The sequence below is a fragment of the Curtobacterium sp. SP.BCp genome, assembly GCF_051903255.1.
Taxonomy (GTDB): Bacteria; Actinomycetota; Actinomycetes; order Actinomycetales; family Microbacteriaceae; genus Curtobacterium.
Genome location: NZ_CP194338.1, coordinates 1,461,331 through 1,485,353 on the forward strand (window position 1 = coordinate 1,461,331; position 24,023 = coordinate 1,485,353).

Genomic DNA, 24,023 nt, shown 5'->3' on the forward strand with positions numbered 1-24,023 from the left:
GGTGACGGTCCGCCGTGGTGACGAGATGACGGCCGGGAGGCGCGGTGCCAGCTGGCACTGCTCCTCCTGGCCGTCTCGGTGCGCGTTTCGTGGACGTTCGCTGATCGCGCACTGCCGAGTTGTGCACAGCCCCGTTCTGGGCTCCCGCGGGGTCACCCGTTTCCGATACGCTGATGGGCCAAGAGAGGGAGGTCCACGATGTCCGATCCAGTGGTCCCGCAGCAGGGTCCGGCAGGCAGCGACGGTCGCACCCAGCAGCAGCGACTCGTCGACACCACGATGACCTTCAGTCTGGAGCAGGCGGCGGCCCTCACGCCCGAGTCCGGCATCTCGACCGAAGAGCGCGACGCCATCACGGCGCTGCCCTCCGGTTCGGCGCTGCTCGTCGTGCGCCGCGGTCCGAACGTGGGCGCGCGGTTCCTGCTCGACTCCGACGTCACGACGGCCGGTCGGCACCCCGACGCCGACATCTTCCTCGACGACGTCACGGTCTCGCGCAAGCACGCGCAGTTCCTCCGGCACGGCACGAGCTTCACCGTGAAGGACCTCGGTTCGCTCAACGGCACCTACTTCGACGGTGCCCGCATCGACGAGGCCCTGCTCACCGACGGGTCCGAGGTCCAGGTCGGCAAGTTCCGTCTGACCTTCTACGCCTCCCGGGTCGACCTGGCGCGCCTGGCGAACGCGTAGTGCCCGCGCGGTCCGCCGCGGCCCGGGCGGGGTCCGCGGCGTCGGAGCTGCTCACGATCGGGCAGGTCCTCGCTCGCCTGAAGCCCGAGTTCCCGGACCTCGCCGGCTCGAAGCTCCGGTTCCTCGAGGAGCGCGAACTCGTGACCCCGGTGCGCACCGCCAGCGGTTACCGCAAGTTCTCGCCTGCCGACGTCGAACGGCTCCGGATCATCCTCGGACTGCAGCGGGACCACTACCTCCCGCTCAAGGTCATCAAGGAGTACCTGGCGGACCTCGACGCCGGGCGCGAGCCGACGCTGCCGGGTGGGGGCGAGGCGCCGAAGCCCTCGATCCTCGGCCGTGAGCGTCGCTACACCCGCGACGAGACCGTCCGGGCGGCGGGAGCCACGCCGATGCTGTTGTCCGACGCCGTCTCGTCGTCGTTGCTCCCCGCGACGGATACCTACGGCGAGGACTCCGTCGCGGTGCTCAAGGCGCTCGTCGAGCTCCAGCGTTCGGGGATCGAGCCGCGGCACCTCCGGACCTTCCGGGCCACCGCTGAGCGAGAGGTCGGGCTGATCGAGTCCGCGCTCATGCCGGTGTCGCGCCGCGGGGACGCCACCTCGAAGGCGAAGGCCACCGAGCTCGCGCGGGAGATCGCCGGGCACCTCGAGACCATCCGGTCGCAGCTCATCCGGTCGGCGATCGGTCGTCTCGACGCATGAGGCTCGCGCTTGGGGAGTCTCGCGTCGCTGGCGGGTGTCGGAGGGCGGGGCGTATCCTCGACACGCCGGACGCGCCGGAGCGGATGTCCCGCGCGCGATGGCTCGGAGTCGCTACCGTGGACCTCGGAACAACTCTCAACCCGGCATTGAAGCTTCGGGTGAGGGCTCGATCGTCGTGGAAGGCAAGCGCATGAGTGGGACTGACACCCCCGGTACCGGGTCGGACATGACGCGGTACGACCTCGGGCTGCTCTTCACCGACGGCATGCCGGAGCACGACGAGCAGAACGGCTACCGCGGCACCGTCGCCGCACGGGCAGCCGGCATCTCCTACCGGCAGCTCGATTACTGGGCCCGCACCGAACTCGTGCAGCCCACCATCCGCGGTGCTGCCGGCTCCGGCTCGCAGCGGCTCTACGGCTTCCGCGACATCCTCGTGCTCAAGCTCGTGAAGCGTCTGCTCGACACCGGCATCTCGCTGCAGCAGATCCGCACGGCGGTGAACCAGCTGCGGGAGTCGGGCGTGTCCGACCTCGCCCAGACCACGCTGATGTCCGACGGTGCCTCGGTCTACCTCTGCACCTCCGACGACGAGGTCATCGACCTGGTCTCGCGCGGCCAGGGCGTGTTCGGCATCGCCGTGGGCAAGGTCCTGCGTGAGGTCGAGTCGTCGCTCGTGGAGCTCGACGCCGCCCCCGCTGCCGATCCTGACGACGAGCTCGCTGCCCGTCGGGCCTCGCGCGCGTCCTGACCCGTCGTCCCTCGGCCAGTCGGCGCCCCGACGTGGCAGTCGTCTGACGCGCCGCGCGTCGTCGCGGCCGCGCCCGGCGTCGTCCGCGCGTCGTCGTCGTGTCTGACGTTGGTCGCACGACTTGCCGCGTGCCGTTCGTCATGGTCGCAGAACGTGCCGCTCCCTCGACGCCGACCCGACACTTCGTGCGACCAGCACGGACGTGAGCGGCACGTCTTGCGACCAACGGCCGGGGCGTCGGGCCAACTCGTTCTGCGACCAATGGGAACGTGAGCGGCACGTCCCGCGACCCCGCTCGGCGCTGGCCGAGGCACACGCGACAGGCCAGCGGGGCCGACGACGATCCGGTTGGTCGCACGACGTGCCGCGTGCTGATCACTGCGGTCGCAGAAGCCGTCGCTGCCGGTGCTCCGAGGCGACACGATCTGCGACCAACGCGAACGTGAGCGGCACGTCGTGCGACCAAGTGCCCGCCGAACGCCTGCGGCCGCCGAACGCCTGTGCCCGCCCGCTCGGACCGGAGCGGACGCTACGCGGCGCCGCCCTCGGCGTAGGGGCCGATCTTGCCCGTGCGCATGATGCGCTCGAGCAGCTGGTCGAAGTTCTTCGCCATCTCCTGCGCGGACTCGCCGGGCCACACGTGCAACGGCTTCGCCGCACCCTGCGCCTGCTGCAGCGACGTGCGCTCCGGCAGCTGCGGCGACAGTACGAGCGGCCCGAACATGTCGCGGAGCTCCTTGATGCGGAACTGGTGCTCGAGCGACTGCACGCGGGCACGGTTCACGATGATGCCGAGCGGCTGGAGGCGCGGCGAGAGACCGCGGCGGATCTCCTCGATCGCGCGGAGGGCACGGTCGGCAGCCGCGACGGAGAAGAGCCCGGGCTCGGTGACGACGGTGACGCGGTCGGACGCGGCCCACGCCGTGCGGGTGAGGGCGTTCAGTGACGGGGCGCAGTCGATGAGGACGAGCTCGTAGTCCTGCTCGACGTTCGCGAGGGCCTCTTCGAGCTTCCAGATGTCGCGGATCGACGGGTGCGGCCCGTCGAAGTTGATGGCCGAGGGCGATCCGACCATGACGTCGATCTTGCCCTGGGAGCCCTTCGTCCACCCGGACGGGGCGATCGCCTGGCGGACGATCTTCTCCTTCGGGTTCTCGAGCACGTCGGCCACGTTGAGGTGCCCGGCGAGGTTGATGTCGAGGCCCGTCGAGACGTCGGACTGCGGGTCGAGGTCCACCACCAGCGTGCGCAGTCCCTTGGCGAACGCGGCCGAGGTCAGGCCGAGCGTCACCGTCGTCTTGCCGACACCACCCTTGAGGGAGCTCACGCTGAGTACATGCACGGTGAGCAACGTTACCGCGACTAGGGTTGTCTCACCTCAACCCGGGCTGAAAGGGACCTCGTGTTCAGCAAGATCCTCGTGGCGAACCGTGGCGAGATCGCCATCCGTGCATTCCGTGCCGCGTACGAGTTGGGCGCCCGGACCGTGGCCGTCTACCCGTACGAGGACCGCAACTCCCTCCACCGGTTGAAGGCGGACGAGGCCTACCTGATCGGTGCGCCCGGTCACCCCGTCCGTGCCTACCTCGACGTCTCCGAGATCATCCGCGTCGCGCGGGAGTCCGGCGCCGACGCCATCTACCCGGGCTACGGCTTCCTCTCCGAGAACCCCGAGCTCGCCGCCGCGGCCGCCGCTGCCGGCATCACGTTCATCGGCCCCGGTGAGCACGTGCTCGAGATGGCCGGCAACAAGGTGACCGCGAAGGAGCACGCGATCGCGGCCGGCGTGCCCGTCCTCGCGAGCACACCGGCGAGTCGTGACATCGAGGAACTCCTGGCGGGCGCCGACGCGATCGGGTTCCCGGTGTTCGCGAAGGCCGTCGCCGGCGGTGGTGGTCGTGGCATGCGCCGCGTCGAGACGAAGGCGGAGCTGCGGGAAGCGCTGGAAGCGGCCATGCGCGAGGCCGACAGCGCCTTCGGCGACCCGACGATGTTCCTCGAGCAGGCCGTCATCCGGCCGCGGCACATCGAGGTGCAGATCCTCGCCGACGCCACCGGCACCGACGAGGGCACGATCCACCTCTTCGAGCGCGACTGCTCCGTGCAGCGCCGCAACCAGAAGGTCGTCGAGATCGCCCCGGCGCCGAACCTCGACCCGTCGATCGCGGCGGCACTCCACCGCGACGCCGTCGCGTTCGCCCGGTCGATCGGCTACGTCAACGCCGGCACGGTCGAGTTCCTGCTCGACACCGAGGGGGAGCGTGCGGGCCAGCACGTCTTCATCGAGATGAACCCGCGCATCCAGGTCGAGCACACGGTGACGGAGGAGGTCACCGACGTCGACCTCGTGCAGTCCCAGATGCGGATCGCCGCGGGGCAGTCCCTCGTCGAGCTCGGCCTGACGCAGGACACCGTCCGGGTGCACGGCGCTGCGCTGCAGACCCGCATCACGACGGAGGACCCGACGCAGGGCTTCCGTCCGGACACCGGGAAGATCACCACCTACCGCAGCCCCGGCGGCGCCGGCGTGCGGCTCGACGGCGGCACGATCGCGACCGGCGCCCAGATCAGCCCGCACTTCGACTCGATGCTCGCGAAGATGACCTGCCGCGGGCGGGACTTCCCGGCGGCGGTGTCCCGCGCGAAGCGCGCCCTCGCCGAGTTCCGGATCCGCGGTGTGAGCACGAACATCCCGTTCCTGCAGGCCGTCCTCGAGGACCCGGACTTCGCCCGCGGGGACGTCTCGACGAAGTTCATCGAGGAGCGACCGCAGCTCTTCGGCGGCCACGTGTCGAAGGACCGCGGCACGAAGATCGTGGGTTGGCTCGCCGACGTCACGGTGAACACGCCGAACGGTGTGCGGCGCCCGCAGACGGTGGAGCCGAGCGAGAAGCTCCCCGCAGTCGACCTCTCCGTCGCACCCCCGCCCGGGCAGCGCGAGCGGCTGCTCGAGCTCGGTCCGGCGGAGTGGGCACGGCAACTGCGTGCGCAGACCGCCCTCGCCGTGACCGAGACGACGATGCGCGACGCGCACCAGTCCCTGCTGGCCACCCGTGTCCGCACGAAGGACCTCGTCGCCGTCGCGCCGCACGTCGCACGGCTGACCCCGCAGCTGCTCTCGATGGAGGCCTGGGGCGGCGCGACCTACGACGTCGCGCTCCGCTTCCTCGGTGAGGACCCGTGGGAGCGCCTCACGGCGCTGCGTGCGGCGATGCCGAACATCCCGATCCAGATGCTGCTGCGCGGCCGGAACACGGTCGGCTACACGCCGTACCCGACCGAGGTCACCGACGCGTTCGTGGCCGAGGCCGCCGCGAGCGGCGTCGACGTCTTCCGGATCTTCGACGCGCTCAACGACGTCAGCCAGTTGCGACCCGCCCTGGAGGCCGTGCTCGCCACCGGTACGTCGGTGGCCGAGGCGGCGCTCTGCTACTCCGGCGACCTCCTCGACCCCGCGGAGGACCTCTACACGCTCGACTACTACCTCCGCCTCGCGGAGCAGATGGTCGAGGCCGGCGCGCACGTCATCGGCATCAAGGACATGGCCGGACTGCTCCGCGCCGGCGCCGCCGAGCGGCTCGTCGGCGCCCTGCGCGAGCGCTTCGACCAGCCGGTGCACGTCCACACGCACGACACCGCCGGCGGCCAGCTCGCGACGCTCCTCGCCGCCGCGCGGGCCGGGGCCGACGCGGTCGACGTCGCCGCAGCGCCGATGGCCGGCACCACGAGCCAGCCGAGCATGTCCGCGCTCGTCGCCGCCCTTGCGCACACCGAACGCGACACCGGCCTCGACCTCGCTGCGGTCGGCGACCTCGAGCCGTACTGGGAGGCCGTCCGCCGCGCGTACGCCCCGTTCGAGTCGGGTCTGCCCGGTCCGACCGGACGCGTGTACCAGCACGAGATCCCGGGTGGTCAGCTGTCGAACCTCCGGCAGCAGGCGATCGCGCTCGGCCTCGGCGACCGCTTCGAGCAGGTCGAGGACTGGTACGCGGCGGCGAACCGCATCCTGGGCCGCCCGACCAAGGTCACGCCGTCGTCGAAGGTCGTCGGTGACCTCGCACTCCAGCTCGCCGCGGTCGACGCCGACCCCGAGCACTTCGAGCAGCACCCCGAGCAGTACGACATCCCCGACTCCGTCATCGGCTTCATGGCCGGCGAGCTCGGCGACCTGCCCGGCGGCTGGCCGGAACCGTTCCGCTCGAAGGTCCTCGCCGGTCGCGACGTCCGCATCGAGGTCACGCCCGTGCCCGACGCCGAGCGCGCGCACCTCGACCGCCCGGGCCCGGAGCGGCAGCAGGCCCTGAACCGCCTGCTCTTCCCGCAGCCGACGCGGCAGTTCGAGGCCGTCCGGCAGCAGTACGGCGACCTCTCGGTCGTGCCGACGGTCGACTACCTCTACGGTCTCCGTCCCGGGCAGGAGCACACCGTGCCGCTCGGGAAGGGCGTCGACCTCTTCGTCGGCCTGGAGGCCATCGGCGAGGTGGACGAGCGCGGGTTCCGCACGGTCATGACGACCCTCAACGGGCAGCTCCGCCCGGTGTCGGTCCGCGACCGCTCGGTCGAGGTCGAGACGAAGGCCGCCGAGAAGGCCGACCCGTCCGACCCGAAGCACGTCGCCGCGCCGTTCTCCGGCGTCGTGACGCTCAAGGTCGCCGTCGGTGACGTCGTCGCAGCCGGTCAGGCCGTGGCGAGCATCGAGGCGATGAAGATGGAAGCGGCCATCACGGCGCCCGTGGCGGGCACCGTCGGCCGTCTCGCGATCCCGGCGACGCAACAGGTCGACGCCGGAGACCTCCTGGTGGTGCTGCAGTAACGTGACCGTCCGTCCCATCCGCCTCTTCGGCGATCCCGTCCTCCGTTCCCCGTCCGACCCGATCCGCCCCGAGGCGCTCGGTTCCCAGGGCGTCCGGGACCTCGTGCAGGACCTCATCGACACCGTCAAGGAGCCCGGCCGCGCCGGGGTCGCCGCGCCGCAGATCGGCGTCGCCCTGCGGGCGTTCTCGTACAACGTCGACGGCGAGGTCGGGTACGTCCTCAACCCCGAGGTCGTCGAGGTCTCCGGCGAGCCCGAGCTCATGGACGAGGGCTGCCTCTCCGTGCCCGGACTCGGCTACCCGACGAGGCGGTACCCGCACGCGAAGGTCCGGGGCGTGGACGTCGACGGGAACGAGGTCGTGCTCGAGGGCGACGGGCTCATGGCGGAGGCCCTGCAGCACGAGGTCGACCACCTCGACGGCACCGTCTACGTGATGACGCTCGACCCGGAGATCCGCCGTCAGGCCCTCCGCGACATCCGCGCGCAGGACTGGTTCCACTGAGTCGTGGGGTGACACCCCCACGGGGGATTGTCGTCTTGTCCTGACGAGGAGGTACCGTACCGTCGTCGGCTTCCCACCGACGACGTATCCCACACCCCCAGGACAGCATCATGGCCGCTCAGGACAACGAGCTCAGCTCGCACCGCACCCGCACCAACCTCCGACCGCAGACGGTCGCCTCGACGACGTCGTCGACGGCCGTGCTCGACGCACCCAGCACGGAGCAGCCCGCGCAGGGCTGAGCGCAGGGGGGCGCGTCGCGCCCCGCGCACACCGCAACCGCCGGGAGGCCCGGTGCCGGTCCCAGGGACCGGCACCGGGCCTCCCGGCGGTTGCGTCAGTGCTGTCGCGTCCGGATCGTCAGCCGCGTCGGCGACGGCTGGTCACCACCGGCGTGGCGGTGGTCTGCACCTTCGAGCCCGAGTAGATGTGCTCGATGTCCGCGGCGAAGTCCCGCATGATGACCGGACGCTTGATCGTCAGCTTCGGGGTGAGGTGCCCGGACGCCTCCGTGAGGTCGGTGTCGAGGATCGTGAACGACCGGATCGACTCCGCACGCGACACCCGCTGGTTCGCGGTGTCCACGGCCTCCTGCACGGCCTGGTGCACCCGCTCGTCGTAGGCCGCCTCGTGCGGGTCCAGCACGGGGGAGATGCCCCGGGCCTCGCACCAGCCGGGGAGCATGTCACGGTCGAGTGTCACGAGCGCGGCGACGAACGGCTTGCCCTCGCCGACGACGATCGCCTGCCCGACGAGCGGGTGTTCGCGGATGCCGTCCTCGAGCGGGGCCGGGGCGACGTTCTTGCCGCTCGCGGTGACGATGAGCTCCTTGGCCCGACCGGTCACCGTGAGCACGCCGTCGGCGTCGAGGCGGCCGAGGTCGCCCGTCCGGAACCAGCCGTCGGCGAAGGCCTTGTCCGTCGCCTCGTCGTTGTGCCAGTACCGGTCGAAGACGTCGACGCCGCGGATGAGGATCTCACCGTCGTCGGCGATGCGGACCTCGACACCGGGGAGCGCACGTCCGACGGTGCCGATCCGGAGCTCCGCGGCCCGGTTGACCGTGGCCGGCGCGGTGGTCTCGGTGAGGCCGTAGCCCTCGAGGATGTGGACGCCGATCGAGCGGAAGAAGTGCGACAGCCGCGGCGAGAGCGGTGCCGAACCGCTGACGGCGTAGCGGACGCGTCCCCCGATGGCGTCCCGGAGCTTGGCGTAGACGAGCTTGTCGAACAGCGCGAACCGCAGCCGGAGCCCGAGCGGCACCCTGCCCGTGTTCAGTGCCTCGGAGTGCGCGACCGCGGCGGCAGCCGCCGCGCGGAAGATCCGGCCCTTGCCGCCGAGGTCGGCCTTCTGCTCGGCCGAGTTGTAGATCTTCTCGAAGACCCGGGGGACGGCGAGGAGGAACGTCGGCTTGAAGGTCGACACGGCCTTCATGAGGTCCTTCGTGTCCGGCTCGTGGCCGACCAGCACGCCCGCGGAGAGCGACATCGCCGCGATGAACCGCGCGAACACGTGGGCCATCGGGATGAACAGCAGGGTGGACGACCCCTCGGCGATGACCTCGGGCATGGCCTCGGACGCGCCCTCGACCGTGCCGGTGAAGTTGTCGTGCCGGAGGACGCAGCCCTTCGGCCGGCCGGTGGTCCCCGACGTGTAGATGATCGTCGCGTCGTCATGCCCGTGCACGGTGGCCGTGCGGGCGTCGAGTTCTTCGTCGCTGACGTCCTCGCCGAGGCGGGCGAGGTCGTCGAGACCGCCGCCGTCCATCGTCCAGTGCTGCCCGAGGTGGGGCAGGTCCGGCGCGATGCCCGCGACCCGACGCGCGTGCTGCTCCTGCTCGACGACGATCGCGACGGCCTCGGAGTCCGAGAGGATCCAGCGGATCTGGTCGGGGGAGCTCGTCTCGTACACGGGGACCGAGACGAGTCCGGCGGTCCACACCGCGAAGTCGACCAGGGTCCACTCGAGGCGTGTGCGGGAGAGGATCGCGACGTGCGCGCCCGGCTCGAGGCCCGCGGCGACGAAGCCCTTCGCGATGGCACGGACGCGGGCAAGCGTCTCGGCCGCGGTGATGGGCGTCCAGGTGTCGCCCTGCCGCTGCGCGAGGATCGGCCGGTCGGGCGTGAGCCGCGCACGCTCGGTGAGGAGGCGGGCTGCCGAGCCGTGGTCGGGCGCGACAGGACCGGCGCTGGGACGCGAGGCGTGCCTCCCGGACGGTGCGGCGTCCGCCGGGGCCGCGGCAGACCGCGTGGTGGGCTCGGTGCCGGTCGCGGCGGCGTCCTGTTCGGCGGCGGCACTGGTGAGGCGCTCGGGTCGCTGATCGTTCACGGTGACTCCCTCGTCGGCCGGTTCGATTCGAGTACGCCTCATCGTCGAGGCGACACCGCCAGCATAGGGGCCGTCGCACGGAGAACCCCGTGGAGCCGGCCGTGCGTTCGGTGTGGACACGGCGAACCGGTAGGCTCGTGGACCGTGCACGCCATCGGAATCGACATCGGGGGCACCAAGATCGCGGGAGCGGTCGTCTCGGAGCTCGGCGAGATCCTCGCCGAGGACCGCGTCGCCACGAACGCTGCGGACCCGGACGCCATGCTCGACGACGTCGTGACGATGGTCACGCGCCTCCGGGCCTCCCACGAGGTCAGCGCGGTGGGGGTCGCCGCGCCGGGCTTCATCGACGCGTCGCAGTCGATCGTCTACTACACGCCGAACATCCGGTGGCGGAACGAGCCCCTGCGCCAGAAGCTCCAGGAGCGCATCGGCGACCTGCACATCACCGTCGACAACGACGCGAACGCGGCCGGCTGGGCGGAGTTCCGCTTCGGCGCCGGTCGGCTCGTGTCGGACATGACCATGCTGACGATCGGTACCGGTGTGGGCGGCGCGATCGTCACCGAGGACCGCCTGTTCCGCGGTGGCTTCGGCACCGGCGGCGAGATCGGTCACCTCCGGATCGTCCCGAACGGCCTGCCCTGCGGCTGCGGCGCCCGCGGCTGCATCGAGCAGTACGGCTCGGGTCGTGCACTCCAGCGCATGGCGAACGACGTCGCGGACGCCGGCGGCATCGGGTCCGCGCTCGCCGACGCCCGCGAGCAGAACGGTGGACAGCTCGACGGCAAGGTCGTCGGCGACCTGATCCTCGCGGACGACCCGGGTGCCCTCGCGGCCCTCCGGCGGCTCGGGCGGCACCTCGGTGAGGCCTGCGCGTCGCTGTCGGCCGTGCTCGACCCGCAGCTGTTCGTGTTCGGCGGCGGCGTCGCCAGCGCGGGGGACCGGCTGCTCGAGCCGATCAAGCAGGCATACCTCAGCAACCTCCCGGCCCGGGGCTACCACCCGGAGCCCGACTTCGTGATCGCGGAGCTCGTGAACGACGCGGGTGTCGTCGGAGCAGCCGACCTCGCCCGGATCCACGCCCGGACGGCGTAGGGTCGGCCACACCCCACCCCCTCGGAGTCATCGATGACCTACTGGCTGCTGAAGAACTTCCTGCTCGGCCCGCTCATCCTCACGCTGTTCCGACCGTGGGTCGTCGGCCGTGAGCACGTGCCCACCAAGGGGCCGGTCATCTTCGCGTCGAACCACATCTCGTTCATCGACTCGGTGATCCTCCCGGCGGTGCTCGACCGCCGCATCTCGTTCCTCGCCAAGAGCGACTACTTCACCGGGCGCGGCCTTAAGGGCTGGGCGACGAAGACGTTCTTCAACGCCATCGGTCAGCTGCCGATCGACCGCTCCGGCGGCAAGGCGTCCGAGGCCTCGCTCCGGACGGGGCTGCAGGTCCTCGCCCGGGGGGAACAGCTCGGCATCTACCCCGAGGGCACCCGCAGCCCCGACGGCAAGCTCTACCGCGGTCGCACGGGCATCGCACGGATGATCCTCGAGGGTCGCGTCACGGTGGTCCCGGTCGCGATGGTCGGCACCCGTGAGGTCCAGCAGATCGGCCAGCGGTTCCCGAAGTTCAAGCGCGTCGGCGTCGTGTTCGGCAAGCCGCTCGACTTCTCCCGCTTCCAGGGGTTCGAGACCGACCGCTTCATCCTCCGCAGCGTCACGGACGAGGTCATGCACGAGCTCGCCGGGCTGAGCCGGCAGGAGTACGTCGACGTCTACGCGACGAGTGTCAAGGAGCGTGCGAGCTCCGCGCGGGAGCAGGTCATGAAGGAGCGCGGCGGGGCCTCCGGACGGTAGGCTCACAGGGTCCGGCAACCCGGCCGGACGGCGGGTCGCGACCGGACATCCGGTCGCCCGACCGGCCGTGAGCCCAGAACACCGAGGTAACGCCCTTGTTCGAGTCGACCGACTTCGTCGCCCTGCAGGATCCGGACGTCATCGAGGGACTCGACCATTGGCGCACGCTCCCCATCAAGCAGCAGCCCACGTGGCCGGACGCGGCAGCAGCAGAGGCCGCCTCGGCGGAGATCGCGACGCTGCCGCCCCTCGTGTTCGCCGGCGAGGTCGACAAGCTCCGTGAACGGCTCGCCGCCGCGGCCCAGGGGAAGGCGTTCCTGCTCCAGGGCGGTGACTGCGCCGAGACCTTCGCCGGCGCCACCGCCGACTCGATCCGCGACCGCGTCAAGACGATCCTGCAGATGGCCGTCGTCCTCACGTACGGTGCCTCGATGCCCGTCATCAAGATGGGCCGCATGGCGGGGCAGTTCGCGAAGCCGCGCTCGAGCGACTTCGAGACCCGCGGGGACGTCACGCTGCCGGCGTACCGCGGTGACATCGTCAACGGGTACGACTTCACGCCGGAGAGCCGGCAGGCCGACCCCCGTCGCCTCGTGCAGGGGTACCACACGGCTGCGTCGACGCTGAACCTCGTCCGCGCCTTCACGCAGGGCGGGTTCGCCGACCTGCGCCAGGTGCACTCGTGGAACAAAGGCTTCGCGTCGAACCCGGCGAACGCCCGGTACGAGCACCTCGCGAAGGAGATCGACCGCGCGATCCGCTTCATGGACGCCTGCGGTGCCGACTTCGAGGCGCTGAAGCACGTCGAGTTCTACGCCTCGCACGAGGGGCTGCTCATGGACTACGAGCGCCCGATGACCCGCATCGACTCCCGGTCCGGCCAGGCGTACGACACCTCCGGCCACTTCATCTGGATCGGGGAGCGCACCCGTGACATCGACGGCGCGCACGTCGACTTCCTGTCCCGTGTGCGGAACCCGATCGGTGTGAAGCTCGGCCCGACGACCTCGGTCGACGACATGAAGGCACTCGTCGAGAAGCTCGACCCGAACCGCGAGCCTGGACGCCTGACCTTCATCACGCGCATGGGCGCCGGCAAGATCCGCGACGAGCTGCCGAAGCTCCTCGAGGCCATCAAGGGCATGGACGCGAACCCGCTCTGGGTGACCGACCCCATGCACGGCAACGGCCTCACCACCCCGACCGGCTACAAGACGCGCCGCTTCGACGACGTCGTGGACGAGGTGCTCGGGTTCTTCGAGGCCCACCGCCAGGTCGGCACGTACCCGGGCGGCATGCACGTCGAGCTCACGGGCGACGACGTGACGGAGTGCCTCGGCGGCTCCGAGCACATCGACGAGGCGACGCTCGCGACCCGGTACGAGTCCCTCTGCGACCCGCGGCTGAACCACATGCAGTCGCTCGAGCTGGCGTTCCTCGTCGCCGAGGAGCTCGGGGCACACCCGCACACCGCGCGCTGAGCGCGGCGCGCTGCGCGTGCGGCGCGTGCGGCGCATCTGCCCGCGAAAGCGACAGAATCCCGTGACCCCGTCGCGGGGTTCTGTCGCTTTCGCGGGGCACCCGGCGGCGCGCCGCTGGCTCCTGTCGCTTCCGCAGTGCGGTCGCGTCGGGTGCGCACGTGACGGCCGGGAGGCGCGGGGTGGGCTGGCACCGTGCCTCCCGGCCGTCGGGTGGTCGCGAAAGCGACAGTCCTGCGCGGAGGGGTGGAGCACGTCTGTCGCTCTCGCGGCGCGGACGGCGGCCGGCAGCGCGCTTCTGTCGCTTTCGCGGGGCGGTCGCCCGCGCGGCCGCGCACCTGCACGTCCGCGCGTCCGCGCGTCCGCGCGTCCGCGCGCCGCGCGCCGCGCGCCGCGCGCCGCGCGCCCGCGCGCCGCGCGCCGCGCGCCCGCGCGCCGCGCGCGGCGCTACTGCTCGTACGCGAGGGTGATCGTGTCGCCGCGGTGCACGGTGGTGCCCGCGGGCGGGTCCGTCCCCGTCACGGGGAGCGTGGCCTTCCAGTCGTAGAAGCCGCAGAGGATGTTCGTGCAGTCCGGGACGGAGACCTTGAGCCCGAGGCCCTCGAGGGTGCTCGTCGCGTCGTTGATCGTCTTGTCGTGCACGTCCGGCAGCTGGATCGGCGCCGGACCCTTCGACACGACGACGTCGACCTTCGTGCCCTGCACCGCGGGGTCGTCGGTCGCGGACGCCGAGATGATCTGCCCCTCGGGAACCTGGTCGTCGTACTTGGCGTCCTGCGACCCGAGCTCCAGGCCGACGCCGCTGAGTGTCGAGCGGGCATCGTCCACGGTCTTGCCGACCACGTCGGGCACGGGGCCGAGCGAGACGGTCAGCGTCACGGGGCCGCGCTCGGCGTAGGTCTCCGTCTTGCCGAGGTCGACCGCGCCGGAGGCATCGCGTCCGGTCGCGGCGATGACGGTGTCCTTCGCGGCGTCCGCGGAGAACTGGTACCGGGTGTCCTGCAGCTCGAAGTCGTCGTCGAGCGCGGCGGTGACGGTCGACTCCGGCTGGCCGATGATCGCGGGGAGGGCGATCATGCGCGGCCCGTCGGAGAGGACGAGCTGGATCGCGGTGCCCTTCCGGACCTCGCGCTTCGCGGCCGGCTTCGTCGTGGAGACCTCGCCCTTCGCGATGACCGCGTCGAACCGGTGGCCGTTCGACGCCGCGGTGCGCAGCCCCTGCGCCTCGATCAGTTGGCGGGCCTGCGACACGCTCTTGCCGGCGACCTCCGGGATGCGGACGTTGCCGAGCGGCCCCGGCCCGTACACCCAGCCGATCGTCCCGCCGATGAGCGCGAGCAGCACGACGATCGCGAGGACGATCCACCCGCGCTTGCGGCGCTTCGCGGACTTGTCGGCGAGCCGCTGCGCCGCGGGGGAGAGCACGCCGGGTTGGCCGCCGGTGCGGCGCGGACCGGGCTGGTTCCGTCCGCGCTGCCGTGGTGCGGTACCGGCTGCGGCGGCGCCCGTGCCGACGCCCGCTGCCCCGGAGGCCGCGCGGTCGAGGACGGTCGTGTCGTCGGCGTCGTCCTCCGGTGCCGAGGCGTACGAGGCCGGGGTGTGCGAGGCCGGTCCGTCGGACGGGAGGATCGCGGTGGCGTTCTCGGGGCGGAGCACGGCGGTCCGGTACTGCCCGGTGGCGCGCTGGGTACCGCCCGACATGTGGTCGAGCATCTCCCGCGCATCGGCCGGCCGGTCGTCGGGGTTCCGTGCGGTCGCCCAGGCCACGAGCTCGTCGAGCTCCGGCGGGACGCCGGGGACCGCCGCGCTCGGGCGGGGCACGGTGTCGTTCGCGTGCTGGTACGCGATCTGCATCGGCTGGTCGCCCTTGTACGGCTGCTCACCGGTGAGCATCTCGTAGAGCATGATGCCGAGCGCGTAGATGTCGCTGCGGGAGTCGGCGGCGCCACGGGTCACGAGCTCGGGGGAGAGGTACGCGATCGTGCCGAGCAGCGCGGCCCCGGTCGCGGTGTTCGCCGTCGTGGCGCGCGCGAGGCCGAAGTCGCCGAGCTTGATCCGACCGTCGTCGGCGAGCAGGACGTTCTCCGGCTTGAGGTCGCGGTGCACGATGCCGGCGCGGTGTGCGGACGCGAGCCCCGCGAGGACGGCGCGGAGGATGTCGGTCGCCTGCTCCGGCGTGAGGGCGTGGTGCTCCTGCAGGAGGTCCCGCAGCGTGATGCCGGGGATGTACTCCATGACGATGTAGGCGGTGTCGTCCTCGGCACCCTGGTCGTACACGCCGACGAGGTTCGGGTGCGAGAGCCGGGCGGCGGAACGGGCCTCCTGGATGAAGCGCTCGCGGAACGCCTGGTCGTCGGCGAGGTGCCCGTGCATGATCTTGATCGCGACGCGCCGCTCGAGTCGGACGTCGGTGGCGAGGTAGACCGTCGCCATGCCGCCGCGGGCGATGCGGGAGCGCACACGGTACCGTCGGTCGATCATCCGACCGATCATGGGGTCCGTGGCGTTCGTGGTCATCTGCGGCATTCTACGAATCCGGGCTGCACGAGCCCGTACTGACGCTCCGACCGTTACCCGATCTCGACCTCTGGGATGAGTCGCACTGGCCGATCGGATGAGCGATCGTCAGGAAGAGGTGCCCGCACTCAGAGCGAGGCGAGCCAGGTCTCCGCCGGGCCGGCCCACTTCGCGTACGCCTTCGGGTACGCCGACACCTGCACGGCCTGCGCGGCGTCCGTCACGCTCATCGACGCCCAACCCGAGACGCCGAGCAACCCGCGGGTCTTGCCGGGGTTCCCCGCGAAGAACCGCTTGGCCGCGGTCGAGGGGTCCTGCAGGGAGGCGGCGCTGCCCCATCCCTGGCTCGGCCGCTGCTGGAAGAGGCCGACCGAGTCGCGGTCGCCGTGCGAGAGGTTCCGGAGGCTCGACTCCTGCATCGCGGCGGCGAGGGCGACGACGAGCCCGCGCTGCGGGACGCCGAGCGAGCGCCCCACGCTGACGATCGTGGCCGCGTTCCGCCACTGCTCGGCGCTGAGGACCGTGCTCGAGACCGATGCTCCGGTGGACCCGGTCGAGGTCGCCGCAGCGGTCGACACGGTGGCTCCCGGCAGCACGAGCGTCTTGCCCGCGTAGATCGTGCTCGTGTAGCTGAGGCCGTTCGCGGCGAGGAGCGCCTTCACCGACACGTGGTGCGCGGCGGCGATGGACGCGATCGTGTCGCCGGAGGCGATCTTCACGTGTCCGCTGCTGGTGGACGCCGTGGATGCGGGCCGCGGGGAGGCACTCGACGACGAGGTGCTCGGAGTGCTCGGGGCCGAGGCGGAGGGCACCCGGAGGGTCTGCCCGGGGTAGATGACGCTCCGCTGCGAGAGGTTGTTGGCGCGGAGGAGGGCCTGCGTCGACACGCCGATCCGGGAGGCGATGCCCGACACGGTGTCACCCGAGCGCACGTGGTAGCTCCCCGTGGTCGCCGTCGTCGTCGTCCGTGCCGGAGCGGCCTGCACCGCGGGGGTGCTGGCGAGGTGGAGGGTCTGCCCGGGGTGGATGATCGTGTTCCAGCCGAGGCCGTTGCGCACGAGCACCTCCTGCGCGGAGAGGCCGTAGCGTGCCGCGATCGCGGAAACGGTGTCGCCCTGCCGCACGGTGTAGTTCGTGGGCACAGCGGTGGTGGGGGCCTTGGAGACGGCGGCGACCGCCGTGACCGTGGTCTCGGCCGGACGCGCGACGGCGGTGGTGAACACCGGGCCGTCGCTCTCGTTGCGGTCCTGGTCCACGTGCCGCTTGTTGGCACCGCCCTCGTCGTCGTGCCGCGCTTCGAGGTGCGCGACCGGTCCGGTCAGGCCGGCGGTCACGGCGATCGTCCCGGCGAGGACGATCGGCATGGTCGCGAAGCGGGCGGATCGCGCGCGTCGGGCGGCCTCGTCTGCAGCGTTGTCCACGGTGGTCTCCTGTCCTCGGTGAGCCGGTCACGCGCGCGTGTGCGCACTCACAGGTGGCTCAACGCTGGCATGGGCTGATTCCCAAGTCAACCAGAGAGTCGAATGTTGCGTGTGTGACTCGTGTGACGAACGGGGTGTACGACACCTCGCGTCGCTCTGGCAACATGGGCGTGTGAGTCCTGCACCCACTGACGACGCGACCCTTTCCGAACGCTGGCTGACGGTCCCCGACCTCGTCGAGTTGTTCGGCGTGACCCCCGGCCGGGTCCACCGGCTCTTCGAGCAGAAGACACTGCTGCCCGCCCGGGTGGACGGTGTGCTCCGGGTGCCGAGCGAGTTCCTCGACGGCTCCGAGCCGCTCCCCGAGCTCCGCGGCACGCTGATCGTGCTCGCCGACAACGGCTTCTCCGACGACGAGGCGGTGCGCTGGATGCTCGCCGTCGACGACGCGATCGGCGACTCGCCGATCAACGCGCTGCGCGCCGGCCGCAAGGCCGAGGTGCGCCGCATCGCGCAGTCACTGCTCTAGCTGCGACCGCGGCTCTGGCGGCGACGCGCTGACGGACTGGAGGCGCGGTGCGGGCCCGCGCTGAGCCTCCAGTCCGTCCGTCGGTTCCGTCTACGCGACGCGGCGCGTGACCGTGTCGGCCAACGACGCGAGCTGCTCACGCGCCGACGGCGTGAGCGGTGCTGCGTCGAGCGCGGCCTTGGCGCGTTGCACGTGCCGGTCGATCGAGCGCTCGACCGCCGCCACGGCGCCCGAGTCGGTGAGGGTCGCACGGAGCATCTGCACCTGCGCCTCGTCGAGGTCCGGGTCGCCCAGCAGCTCGTCCAGCAGCTGTCGAGGGCCGGGGGAGAGCGTCTTTCGGGCGCTCGCGATGAGGACGGTGCGCTTGCCCTCGCGGAGGTCGTCGCCGGCGGGCTTCCCGGTGACCTCGGGGTCGCCGAAGACGCCGAGCATGTCGTCGCGGAGCTGGTACGCCACGCCGAGGGGCAGTCCGAAGGAACGGAGGCCCTCGAGCTGCGACTCGCTCGCGCCGGCGACCAGGGCGCCGATGACCAGCGGGGCCTCGACCGAGTACTTCGCCGACTTGAAGACGATGACGCGCTGGGCGCGGAGGAGGTGCTCACCCTCGTCGATCGCCGGCCACGCGGTCTCCTCGTGCACGTCGAGGTACTGCCCCGCCGTGACGTCGAGGCGCATCGCGTGGAACTCCCGGCGGACGATCCGGGCGCGGGCGGGGTCGAGGAGCGCGAGGCCCTCGTCGAAGACCGCGTCGCTCAGGGAGAGCAGCAGGTCCCCGAGCAGCAGCGCCGAGTTCGTGCCGTACTGCGCACGGTCGCCGGTGAACCCCGAGTCGCTGTGGAGCGCCTCGAACCGACGGTGCACCGCGGGGAGGCCGCGGCGGGTGTCCGAGCGGTCCATGATGTCGTCGTGCACGAGCGCGGCGGCGTGGAACACCTCGAGCGCTGCGGCAACGGTGACGACCGCCTCGGCCGTGGTCTGGCGGGAGCCCTCGGCGAGGGGGTCGAACGACCCGGAACGCCCGGCCACGGACTGCCAGCCCCAGTAGCAGAACAGGGCCCGGAAGCGCTTGCCGCCGGACAGGAGGTCCCGCGCGTACTCGTCGAACGGAGCGAGGTCGGGGCTGATCGCGAGGAGCCGTTCACGCTGCTCGTCCAGGGCCCGTTCGATCCGAGCGGAAACGAGGTCCACTAATCGCGTACTCTCAGCCACACTCCCTACCCTAGTGGAGTGGTCGGGACGTAGAATCGGCCGACCAAGACCTTGCGTCGATCCCAGGAACAGAGGGAACACAGATGCCACTCTCGGAGCAAGAGCAGCGCCTCCTCGAAGAGATGGAGCGCAGCCTCTATCAGAACGACTCCGACTTCGTCGCGCGCGTCACGCGCCGCCAGGGTCGTCCGACCTACACGTCGATCGCGCTCGGGGTGCTCGGTGCACTCGCGGGCGTCGCCGTCGTCATCGTCGGACTGGTCCTCCGCCAGCCGCTCGTCGGGATCCTCGGGTTCGTGATCATGCTCGCCGGCGTGTTGTTCGCGCTGCGCCCGGGCATGCGGGCCCCCAAGGCGAAGCCGGGCCGGACGCCGAGGTCCGGCGGCTCGTCGGGGTCGAAGCGGTCGTCGTCGGGCGGGTCCTTCATGGACCGCATGAACGAGCGCTGGGACAAGCGCAACGAGCAGGGGCAGTAGCTCCACCTCCTCCACCTCCTCCACACGTCGCAACGGGGTCGGTCCTTCGGGACCGGCCCCGTTCCGTGTGTCCGGGGGCGGGGCGCCGTTCTGTTCGAGGTTCCGCAATGCGGGCATGTCGAGCGAGCGCGCCTCGGTCCGTGGAACCTCGGCATGCAACGCGCGGGAAGTCGTGGAACCTCGGCCTGCAACGCGCGGGGAGTCGTGGAACCTCGGCCCGACGGGCGGGACGCAGGTTCGGACCGCTGGCCGTTGGCCGCCGTGGTCACGACACCCCGCGTGCACGTCGTCGAGTGGTCGCGAAGTGTCGCCCGTGACGTTCCGGAGCGACCGTTCGTGACCGTACGACGTGGATCACGCGGGGAGTCGTGACCGCGCGACGTGCGCGAACCAGGACCTCGGCGATGCGGCGCGGGGCACCGGGGTGAGCGCACGGCGGAGGTGAGCGGCGTGGCGGGGGTGCGGCGCGCCTCCAGGCCGTGCCGGGGCCGTGAAAGTCCTCCACTTTCCTCCACGCCCTCCACTGCCCTCCACACCCCCGGATTTCCGGGGGTACTGCGCGTTTGAGCGGCTGAGTATCTCGATGGAAGCCGCCCCAGAAGGGGGCACAGGGGTGTTTTCGGGAGCGGAAACCTGGGCACGGGGAGGGGAGTGGAGTAAAGTGGGGCCAGCAACGGTCCGGTGGAGCGGAGGGGAGGCCCGACGTGCTGCTCGGTACCTACGCCCCGAAGCTCGACGAGAAGGGTCGCGTGATCCTCCCCGCCAAGTTCCGGGACGAGCTGTCCGGGGGGCTCGTGATGACCCGCGGGCAGGAGCGCTGCGTCGTCGTCTTCAGCGCGGACACGTTCGAGGAACTCCACGAGCGCATCCGCACCGCTCCGATGACGTCGAAGCGCACCCGGGACTACATGCGTCTGTTCCTCTCCGGAGCGAGCGCCGAGCAGCCCGACAAGCAGAACCGCGTCACGATCCCGCAGAACCTCCGCGACTACGCGGGGCTCGAGCGGGACCTGACGGTCATCGGCTCCGGTGACCGTGCCGAGATCTGGTCGACCACCGCGTGGGAGGCCTACTACGCCGAGGTCGAAGAGGGCTTCGCCGACAACGACGAGGAGGTGATCCCGGGGATCTTCTGATCCGCGGATCGGGACTCCCAGCCGTGGTGCCCTGACGTCACTTCCCCGACGTCAGGTCGCATGGATGGGGATCCGGACCCGCGGCCCGGAAGGACACAGGGGCTGACATGGCCGAAGACCAGAGGGAACGCTTCCCGCACACGCCGGTGATGCTCGAGCGCATCGTCGAGCTGTTCACACCGACCCTCGAGGGACCCGGCAAGGTCGTGGTCGACGCGACGCTCGGCATGGGCGGCCACTCCGAGGGACTGCTCGAGCGATTCCCCGAGCTGACGCTGATCGGTCTCGACCGGGACACCGACGCCCTCGGGATCGCGGGGGAGCGGCTCGCACGGTTCGGTGACCGCGTCCGGCTCGTGCACACCGTGTACGACGGCATCGCCGACGCGATCGCGGGCGAGGGCTTCGACGAGGTCGACGGTGTGCTGTTCGACCTCGGTGTCAGCTCGCTGCAACTCGACCGTGCCGAGCGTGGCTTCGCCTACAGCCAGGACGCCCCGCTCGACATGCGGATGGACCGCACCGAGGGGCAGACCGCGGCCGACGTCCTCGCGACGTACGACGAGGGTGAACTCCGTCGGATCTTCCAGCGCTACGGCGAGGAGAAGCTCGCCGGCCGGTACGCCCGGGCCATCGTCGAGCGTCGTGCGACGAAGCCGTTCGAGATGTCGGGCGACCTCGTGCAGGTCCTCCACGACGCCACGCCGGTGGCCGTCCAGCGCCAGGGCCACCCCGCGAAGCGCGTGTTCCAGGCGCTGCGCATCGAGGTCAACGCCGAGCTCAGCGTGCTCGAGCGGGCGATCCCGGCAGCGCTCGACGCGATCGCGGTGGGCGGCCGGATCGTCGTCGAGTCGTACCAGTCCCTCGAGGACCGCATGGTGAAGCGCGAACTCGTGGCTCGCACGACCTCGAGCGCCCCCGCGGGCCTCCCCGTCGAGCTGCCCGAGCACCGTCCCACCTTCCAGCTGGTCGTCAAGGGCGCCGAACTGGCCGACGAGGCCGAACGCGCCGCCAACCCCCGAGCCATCCCCGTGCGCCTGCGCGCGGCCGAACGGATCCGGAAGTGACATGAGCACGAACCTCGCACTCGTCGACCCCGTCGTCCCGTCCCGCGCGCCCCGACCGTCCCGCCAGGACCAGCGTGACCGGCCCGAGCTCGTCGAGGTCGCGCCGAGCAAGGCGCAGCGTCGTGCCCGGCCGCGGATCGCGTACGCCATCGTGGCGGTGTCGGCGCTCGGCATCCTGCTCCTGGCGCAGCTCGGGATCAGCATGGTGCTCAGCCAGGGGGCCTACACGCTGAACTCGCTCGACGCCGAGCAGACCAAGCTCACGCGGACGCAGCAGTCGCTCTCCGAGGAACTGCGCGTGCTCGACTCGCCGCAGAACCTCGCCCGGAACGCGCAGGGCCTCGGGATGATCGCGAACTCGACGCCGGTGTACCTCGACCCGAAGACCGGGCGGGTGTACGGCACGCCGACGCCGGCGAAGGCGGACGAGGCGACCGCAGCGACGGAGAACCTCGTGCCGAACTCGCTCCTGCAGGACGTGCCGCTCGTCACCAAGGGCAAGGGGACCGAGAAGGCCGCAGCGGAGGAGGGCGACGCGACGAGCAAGACCGACGCGACGAGCACGACCGACACTGCGAAGACCGACGCTGAGAAGACCGGCGGCGCCAGCGCGTCGGACGGGGCAACGTCGAAGTCGTCCGTAGAGTCCGACCCGAACCAGCTCCAGGCACCCACCACCCGGTGACCGTGGCGCTGGTGGCCGCCACCACCGGCACCGCCATCACTGGGACCGGCACCACCGGGACCGCCACCACCGGGAAGGACCGCGCCGCGTGACCAAGACGATCCGCAACCGACGACTGCGCTACAGCGTGGTGATGATCGCCGTGATCGCCCTCGTGGCGGTGTTCGTCGTCCGGCTCGTCGACATCCAGGTGGTCCAGGCGGCCGACCTCGACAAGGCGTCCGAAGCGAAGCGGAGCATCCCGGTCACGGTGTACGGGGACCGCGGCGCGATCGTCGACCGCAACGGCGTCGAACTCGCCGACAGCGTCACCCGGTACAACATCACGACGGCGCCCCGCCTGGTCTCGAAGTTCACGGGCAAGCTCGGTGGCACGCGGGTGAAGGAGGTCAGTGTCGACACGGCCCTGGACGCCCTCGTCAAGGCCTCCGGCGGCGACCTGAAGACCATGCGCGAGAACATCGCGGCCGACCCGAAGTCGGACTTCGCGTACCTGGTCAAGGGCCTCGACGTGAAGCACTACGAAGCCGTCATCGCCCTGCAGATCCCGTGGGTCTACGCCGCACCGCAGGCCGCCAGGGTGTACCCGACCGGCGCCACCACCGGCAACATCACCGGCTTCCTGGGCACCGACGGCGCCCAGGCCGGCCTCGAGTACGCGTACGACAAGTGCCTCGCCGGGGTGAACGGCTCGCAGACGTACGAGCGCGGCGCGGACGGCGTGCAGCTCCCCGGTTCGACCGTGACGACGAAGCAGGCCAAGGACGGCGGGACGCTCGAGACGACGATCGACAGCGACCTGCAGTACATGGCGAACCAGACGATCGCGTCCGCGGGCAAGCAGCTGCAGGCGCAGTCCGCGACCGCCACGGTCACCAACGCGAAGACCGGCGAGGTCCTCGCGGTGGCCGACTGGCCGACGGTCGACCCCAACGACGTGGACGCGACGACCGACAAGGGCGCCTACGGGTCCAGGGCGATCACCGACACCTACGAGCCCGGGTCGACGATCAAGGCCGCCATCGCCGCCGCCCTGATCAACGAGGGCAAGTCGAGCCCGACCGACGGCACCACCGTCCCGTACTCGCGGACGTTCCCGTGGGGTGGGACCATCCACGACGCTGAGTTCCACCCGACCGAGCAGCTCACGCTCACGGGGGTCCTGCAGGACTCGTCGAACGTCGGCATCACCGAGCTCGGTGAGCGCCTGACGAAGCAGCAGCGCTACGACTACATGAAGAAGTTCGGCCTGTTCGAGCCCGAGTCCGCGATCGACTACCCGGGCCAGCCGGGGATGCAGTACGGCTCGACCCCCGACTGGGACTCCCAGACGAACATCAACTCGATGTTCGGGCAGGGCATCTCGACGACGGCCCTCCAGGTGGCGAGCATCTACCAGACGCTCGCGAACCAGGGTGTCCGGATCCCGCTGCACTTCGTCAAGGGCTGCGAGACCGCGGACGGCAAGACGATCGACGCGCCCGACGTGCAGCCGGAGCGGGTCGTCTCGGCCAGCGCGGCCCAGCAGACGGTCAAGATGCTGCAGAGCGTCGTCAAGGGCGGCACGCTCGTGGGCATGCAGCCGATCTCGGGCTACAACGTCGCCGCGAAGACCGGTACCGCCGAGGTGGCCGAGGGCTCGAAGGGCTACGGCGGCCAGCGCATCATCTCCGTGGCCGGAATGGCACCTGCGGAAGACCCCCAGTATGTTGTCACGGTGACGTTCACGAAGCCGCAGACGAGCAAGTTCTCGTCCGGTGCGGCTCCGGCGTTCCGAACCCTCATGTCCCAGGTGCTCGAGAAGTACCGAGTAACCCCCTCCGCGTCCGAGGCGAAGCTGTACCCGTCCACGTGGTGAGG

The 24,023-nt window shown here is 71.1% G+C and carries 20 protein-coding genes; 15 read left to right on the plus strand and 5 right to left on the minus strand.

The genetic code is table 11. The annotated features are described in order from the left end of the window. Window positions 1-279 precede the first annotated feature (279 nt). The 3 genes from ACRQ4C_RS07140 to ACRQ4C_RS07150 all read left to right on the plus strand — a co-directional run bounded on the left by ACRQ4C_RS07140 (window position 280) and on the right by ACRQ4C_RS07150 (window position 2,145). Entirely contained in the window at window positions 280-690 is a 411-nt protein-coding gene (locus tag ACRQ4C_RS07140) for an FHA domain-containing protein (protein ID WP_242863018.1), read from the plus strand. Next, on the plus strand, window positions 690-1,394 hold the full coding sequence (ftsR, locus tag ACRQ4C_RS07145) for a transcriptional regulator FtsR (protein ID WP_290132126.1): 705 nt from the start codon (window positions 690-692) through the stop codon (window positions 1,392-1,394). The genes ACRQ4C_RS07140 and ftsR overlap by 1 nt, the downstream gene beginning before the upstream one ends. Before the next feature lie 190 nt (window positions 1,395-1,584). After that, window positions 1,585-2,145 carry a MerR family transcriptional regulator gene (locus ACRQ4C_RS07150; protein WP_058725924.1) on the plus strand — a complete coding sequence of 187 codons (561 nt, stop codon included), beginning with the start codon at window positions 1,585-1,587 and terminating at the stop codon, window positions 2,143-2,145. 529 nt (window positions 2,146-2,674) lie between these two features. On the opposite strand, the gene ACRQ4C_RS07155 is transcribed toward ACRQ4C_RS07150, so the two are convergent. Continuing rightward, a complete protein-coding gene (locus ACRQ4C_RS07155; RefSeq protein ID WP_027465232.1) occupies window positions 2,675-3,487 on the minus strand; it encodes a ParA family protein in 813 nt (270 codons plus the stop codon). Between the two features lie 60 nt (window positions 3,488-3,547). Between ACRQ4C_RS07155 and ACRQ4C_RS07160 the strand changes: the two genes are divergently transcribed. From ACRQ4C_RS07160 to ACRQ4C_RS07170, 3 genes are all read left to right on the plus strand, one after another. Further along, complete coding sequence (locus tag ACRQ4C_RS07160; protein WP_439690645.1) at window positions 3,548-6,958, plus strand: pyruvate carboxylase; 3,411 nt, start codon at window positions 3,548-3,550, stop codon at window positions 6,956-6,958. A gap of 1 nt (window position 6,959) precedes the next feature. Further along, window positions 6,960-7,463, plus strand: a complete 504-nt coding sequence (locus ACRQ4C_RS07165) for a peptide deformylase (protein ID WP_400415453.1) — start codon at window positions 6,960-6,962, stop codon at window positions 7,461-7,463. Window positions 7,464-7,573: 110 nt separating this feature from the next. Next, on the plus strand, window positions 7,574-7,705 hold the full coding sequence (locus ACRQ4C_RS07170) for a hypothetical protein (protein ID WP_290132123.1): 132 nt from the start codon (window positions 7,574-7,576) through the stop codon (window positions 7,703-7,705). A gap of 118 nt (window positions 7,706-7,823) precedes the next feature. Here the strand turns inward: ACRQ4C_RS07170 and ACRQ4C_RS07175 are convergent, their stop codons facing one another. Beyond that, window positions 7,824-9,788 (minus strand): AMP-dependent synthetase/ligase, encoded by a 1,965-nt coding sequence (locus ACRQ4C_RS07175; protein ID WP_439690646.1) that lies wholly within the window; start codon window positions 9,786-9,788, stop codon window positions 7,824-7,826. Window positions 9,789-9,932: 144 nt separating this feature from the next. On the opposite strand from ACRQ4C_RS07175, the gene ACRQ4C_RS07180 reads away from it, so the two are divergent. From ACRQ4C_RS07180 to ACRQ4C_RS07190, 3 genes are all read left to right on the plus strand, one after another. Then, window positions 9,933-10,886 (plus strand): ROK family glucokinase, encoded by a 954-nt coding sequence (locus ACRQ4C_RS07180; protein ID WP_290132121.1) that lies wholly within the window; start codon window positions 9,933-9,935, stop codon window positions 10,884-10,886. A 33-nt stretch (window positions 10,887-10,919) separates the two neighbouring features. Further along, on the plus strand, window positions 10,920-11,645 hold the full coding sequence (locus ACRQ4C_RS07185; RefSeq protein ID WP_439690647.1) for a lysophospholipid acyltransferase family protein: 726 nt from the start codon (window positions 10,920-10,922) through the stop codon (window positions 11,643-11,645). Between the two features lie 95 nt (window positions 11,646-11,740). Then, the gene (locus tag ACRQ4C_RS07190; protein WP_439690648.1) at window positions 11,741-13,126 is read left to right on the plus strand and encodes a class II 3-deoxy-7-phosphoheptulonate synthase; all 1,386 of its coding nucleotides are present in this window, start codon (window positions 11,741-11,743) and stop codon (window positions 13,124-13,126) included. A gap of 444 nt (window positions 13,127-13,570) precedes the next feature. Here the strand turns inward: ACRQ4C_RS07190 and pknB are convergent, their stop codons facing one another. Then, window positions 13,571-15,640, minus strand: coding sequence for a Stk1 family PASTA domain-containing Ser/Thr kinase (gene pknB, locus ACRQ4C_RS07195; protein ID WP_439690649.1), 2,070 nt, complete (start codon window positions 15,638-15,640; stop codon window positions 13,571-13,573). Between the two features lie 128 nt (window positions 15,641-15,768). Further along, complete coding sequence (locus ACRQ4C_RS07200; RefSeq protein ID WP_439690650.1) at window positions 15,769-17,061, minus strand: LysM peptidoglycan-binding domain-containing protein; 1,293 nt, start codon at window positions 17,059-17,061, stop codon at window positions 15,769-15,771. Window positions 17,062-17,233: 172 nt separating this feature from the next. Between ACRQ4C_RS07200 and ACRQ4C_RS07205 the strand changes: the two genes are divergently transcribed. Continuing rightward, window positions 17,234-17,590 (plus strand): Rv2175c family DNA-binding protein, encoded by a 357-nt coding sequence (locus ACRQ4C_RS07205; RefSeq protein ID WP_290132116.1) that lies wholly within the window; start codon window positions 17,234-17,236, stop codon window positions 17,588-17,590. A 90-nt stretch (window positions 17,591-17,680) separates the two neighbouring features. On the opposite strand, the gene ACRQ4C_RS07210 is transcribed toward ACRQ4C_RS07205, so the two are convergent. Beyond that, window positions 17,681-18,799 (minus strand): polyprenyl synthetase family protein, encoded by a 1,119-nt coding sequence (locus ACRQ4C_RS07210; protein ID WP_439690651.1) that lies wholly within the window; start codon window positions 18,797-18,799, stop codon window positions 17,681-17,683. Between the two features lie 83 nt (window positions 18,800-18,882). Here ACRQ4C_RS07210 and ACRQ4C_RS07215 point away from each other — a divergent pair, with 83 nt between their 5' ends. The 5 genes from ACRQ4C_RS07215 to ACRQ4C_RS07235 all read left to right on the plus strand — a co-directional run bounded on the left by ACRQ4C_RS07215 (window position 18,883) and on the right by ACRQ4C_RS07235 (window position 24,021). Beyond that, complete coding sequence (locus ACRQ4C_RS07215) at window positions 18,883-19,275, plus strand: DUF3040 domain-containing protein (protein ID WP_290132114.1); 393 nt, start codon at window positions 18,883-18,885, stop codon at window positions 19,273-19,275. 704 nt (window positions 19,276-19,979) lie between these two features. After that, a complete protein-coding gene (gene mraZ, locus ACRQ4C_RS07220; RefSeq protein WP_290132113.1) occupies window positions 19,980-20,411 on the plus strand; it encodes a division/cell wall cluster transcriptional repressor MraZ in 432 nt (143 codons plus the stop codon). Window positions 20,412-20,518: 107 nt separating this feature from the next. Continuing rightward, window positions 20,519-21,478, plus strand: coding sequence for a 16S rRNA (cytosine(1402)-N(4))-methyltransferase RsmH (gene rsmH, locus ACRQ4C_RS07225; protein ID WP_290132112.1), 960 nt, complete (start codon window positions 20,519-20,521; stop codon window positions 21,476-21,478). Between the two features lies 1 nt (window position 21,479). After that, on the plus strand, window positions 21,480-22,163 hold the full coding sequence (locus tag ACRQ4C_RS07230; RefSeq protein ID WP_439690652.1) for a hypothetical protein: 684 nt from the start codon (window positions 21,480-21,482) through the stop codon (window positions 22,161-22,163). Window positions 22,164-22,251: 88 nt separating this feature from the next. Further along, window positions 22,252-24,021 carry a peptidoglycan D,D-transpeptidase FtsI family protein gene (locus ACRQ4C_RS07235; RefSeq protein WP_439690653.1) on the plus strand — a complete coding sequence of 590 codons (1,770 nt, stop codon included), beginning with the start codon at window positions 22,252-22,254 and terminating at the stop codon, window positions 24,019-24,021. The last annotated feature ends 2 nt before the right edge of the window (window positions 24,022-24,023 follow it).

What these genes read in the sequence shown, in the direction of transcription:
- ACRQ4C_RS07215 (WP_290132114.1), top strand. Translation starts at nt 18,883, where the DNA reads ATGCCACTCTCGGAGCAAGAGCAGCGCCTCCTCGAAGAGATGGAGCGC.
- ACRQ4C_RS07170 (WP_290132123.1), top strand. Translation starts at nt 7,574, where the DNA reads ATGGCCGCTCAGGACAACGAGCTCAGCTCGCACCGCACCCGCACCAAC.
- ACRQ4C_RS07185 (WP_439690647.1), top strand. Translation starts at nt 10,920, where the DNA reads ATGACCTACTGGCTGCTGAAGAACTTCCTGCTCGGCCCGCTCATCCTC.
- rsmH (WP_290132112.1), top strand. Translation starts at nt 20,519, where the DNA reads ATGGCCGAAGACCAGAGGGAACGCTTCCCGCACACGCCGGTGATGCTC.
- ACRQ4C_RS07230 (WP_439690652.1), top strand. Translation starts at nt 21,480, where the DNA reads ATGAGCACGAACCTCGCACTCGTCGACCCCGTCGTCCCGTCCCGCGCG.
- ACRQ4C_RS07140 (WP_242863018.1), top strand. Translation starts at nt 280, where the DNA reads ATGACCTTCAGTCTGGAGCAGGCGGCGGCCCTCACGCCCGAGTCCGGC.
- ACRQ4C_RS07150 (WP_058725924.1), top strand. Translation starts at nt 1,585, where the DNA reads ATGAGTGGGACTGACACCCCCGGTACCGGGTCGGACATGACGCGGTAC.
- pknB (WP_439690649.1), bottom strand. Translation starts at nt 15,640, where the DNA reads ATGACCACGAACGCCACGGACCCCATGATCGGTCGGATGATCGACCGA.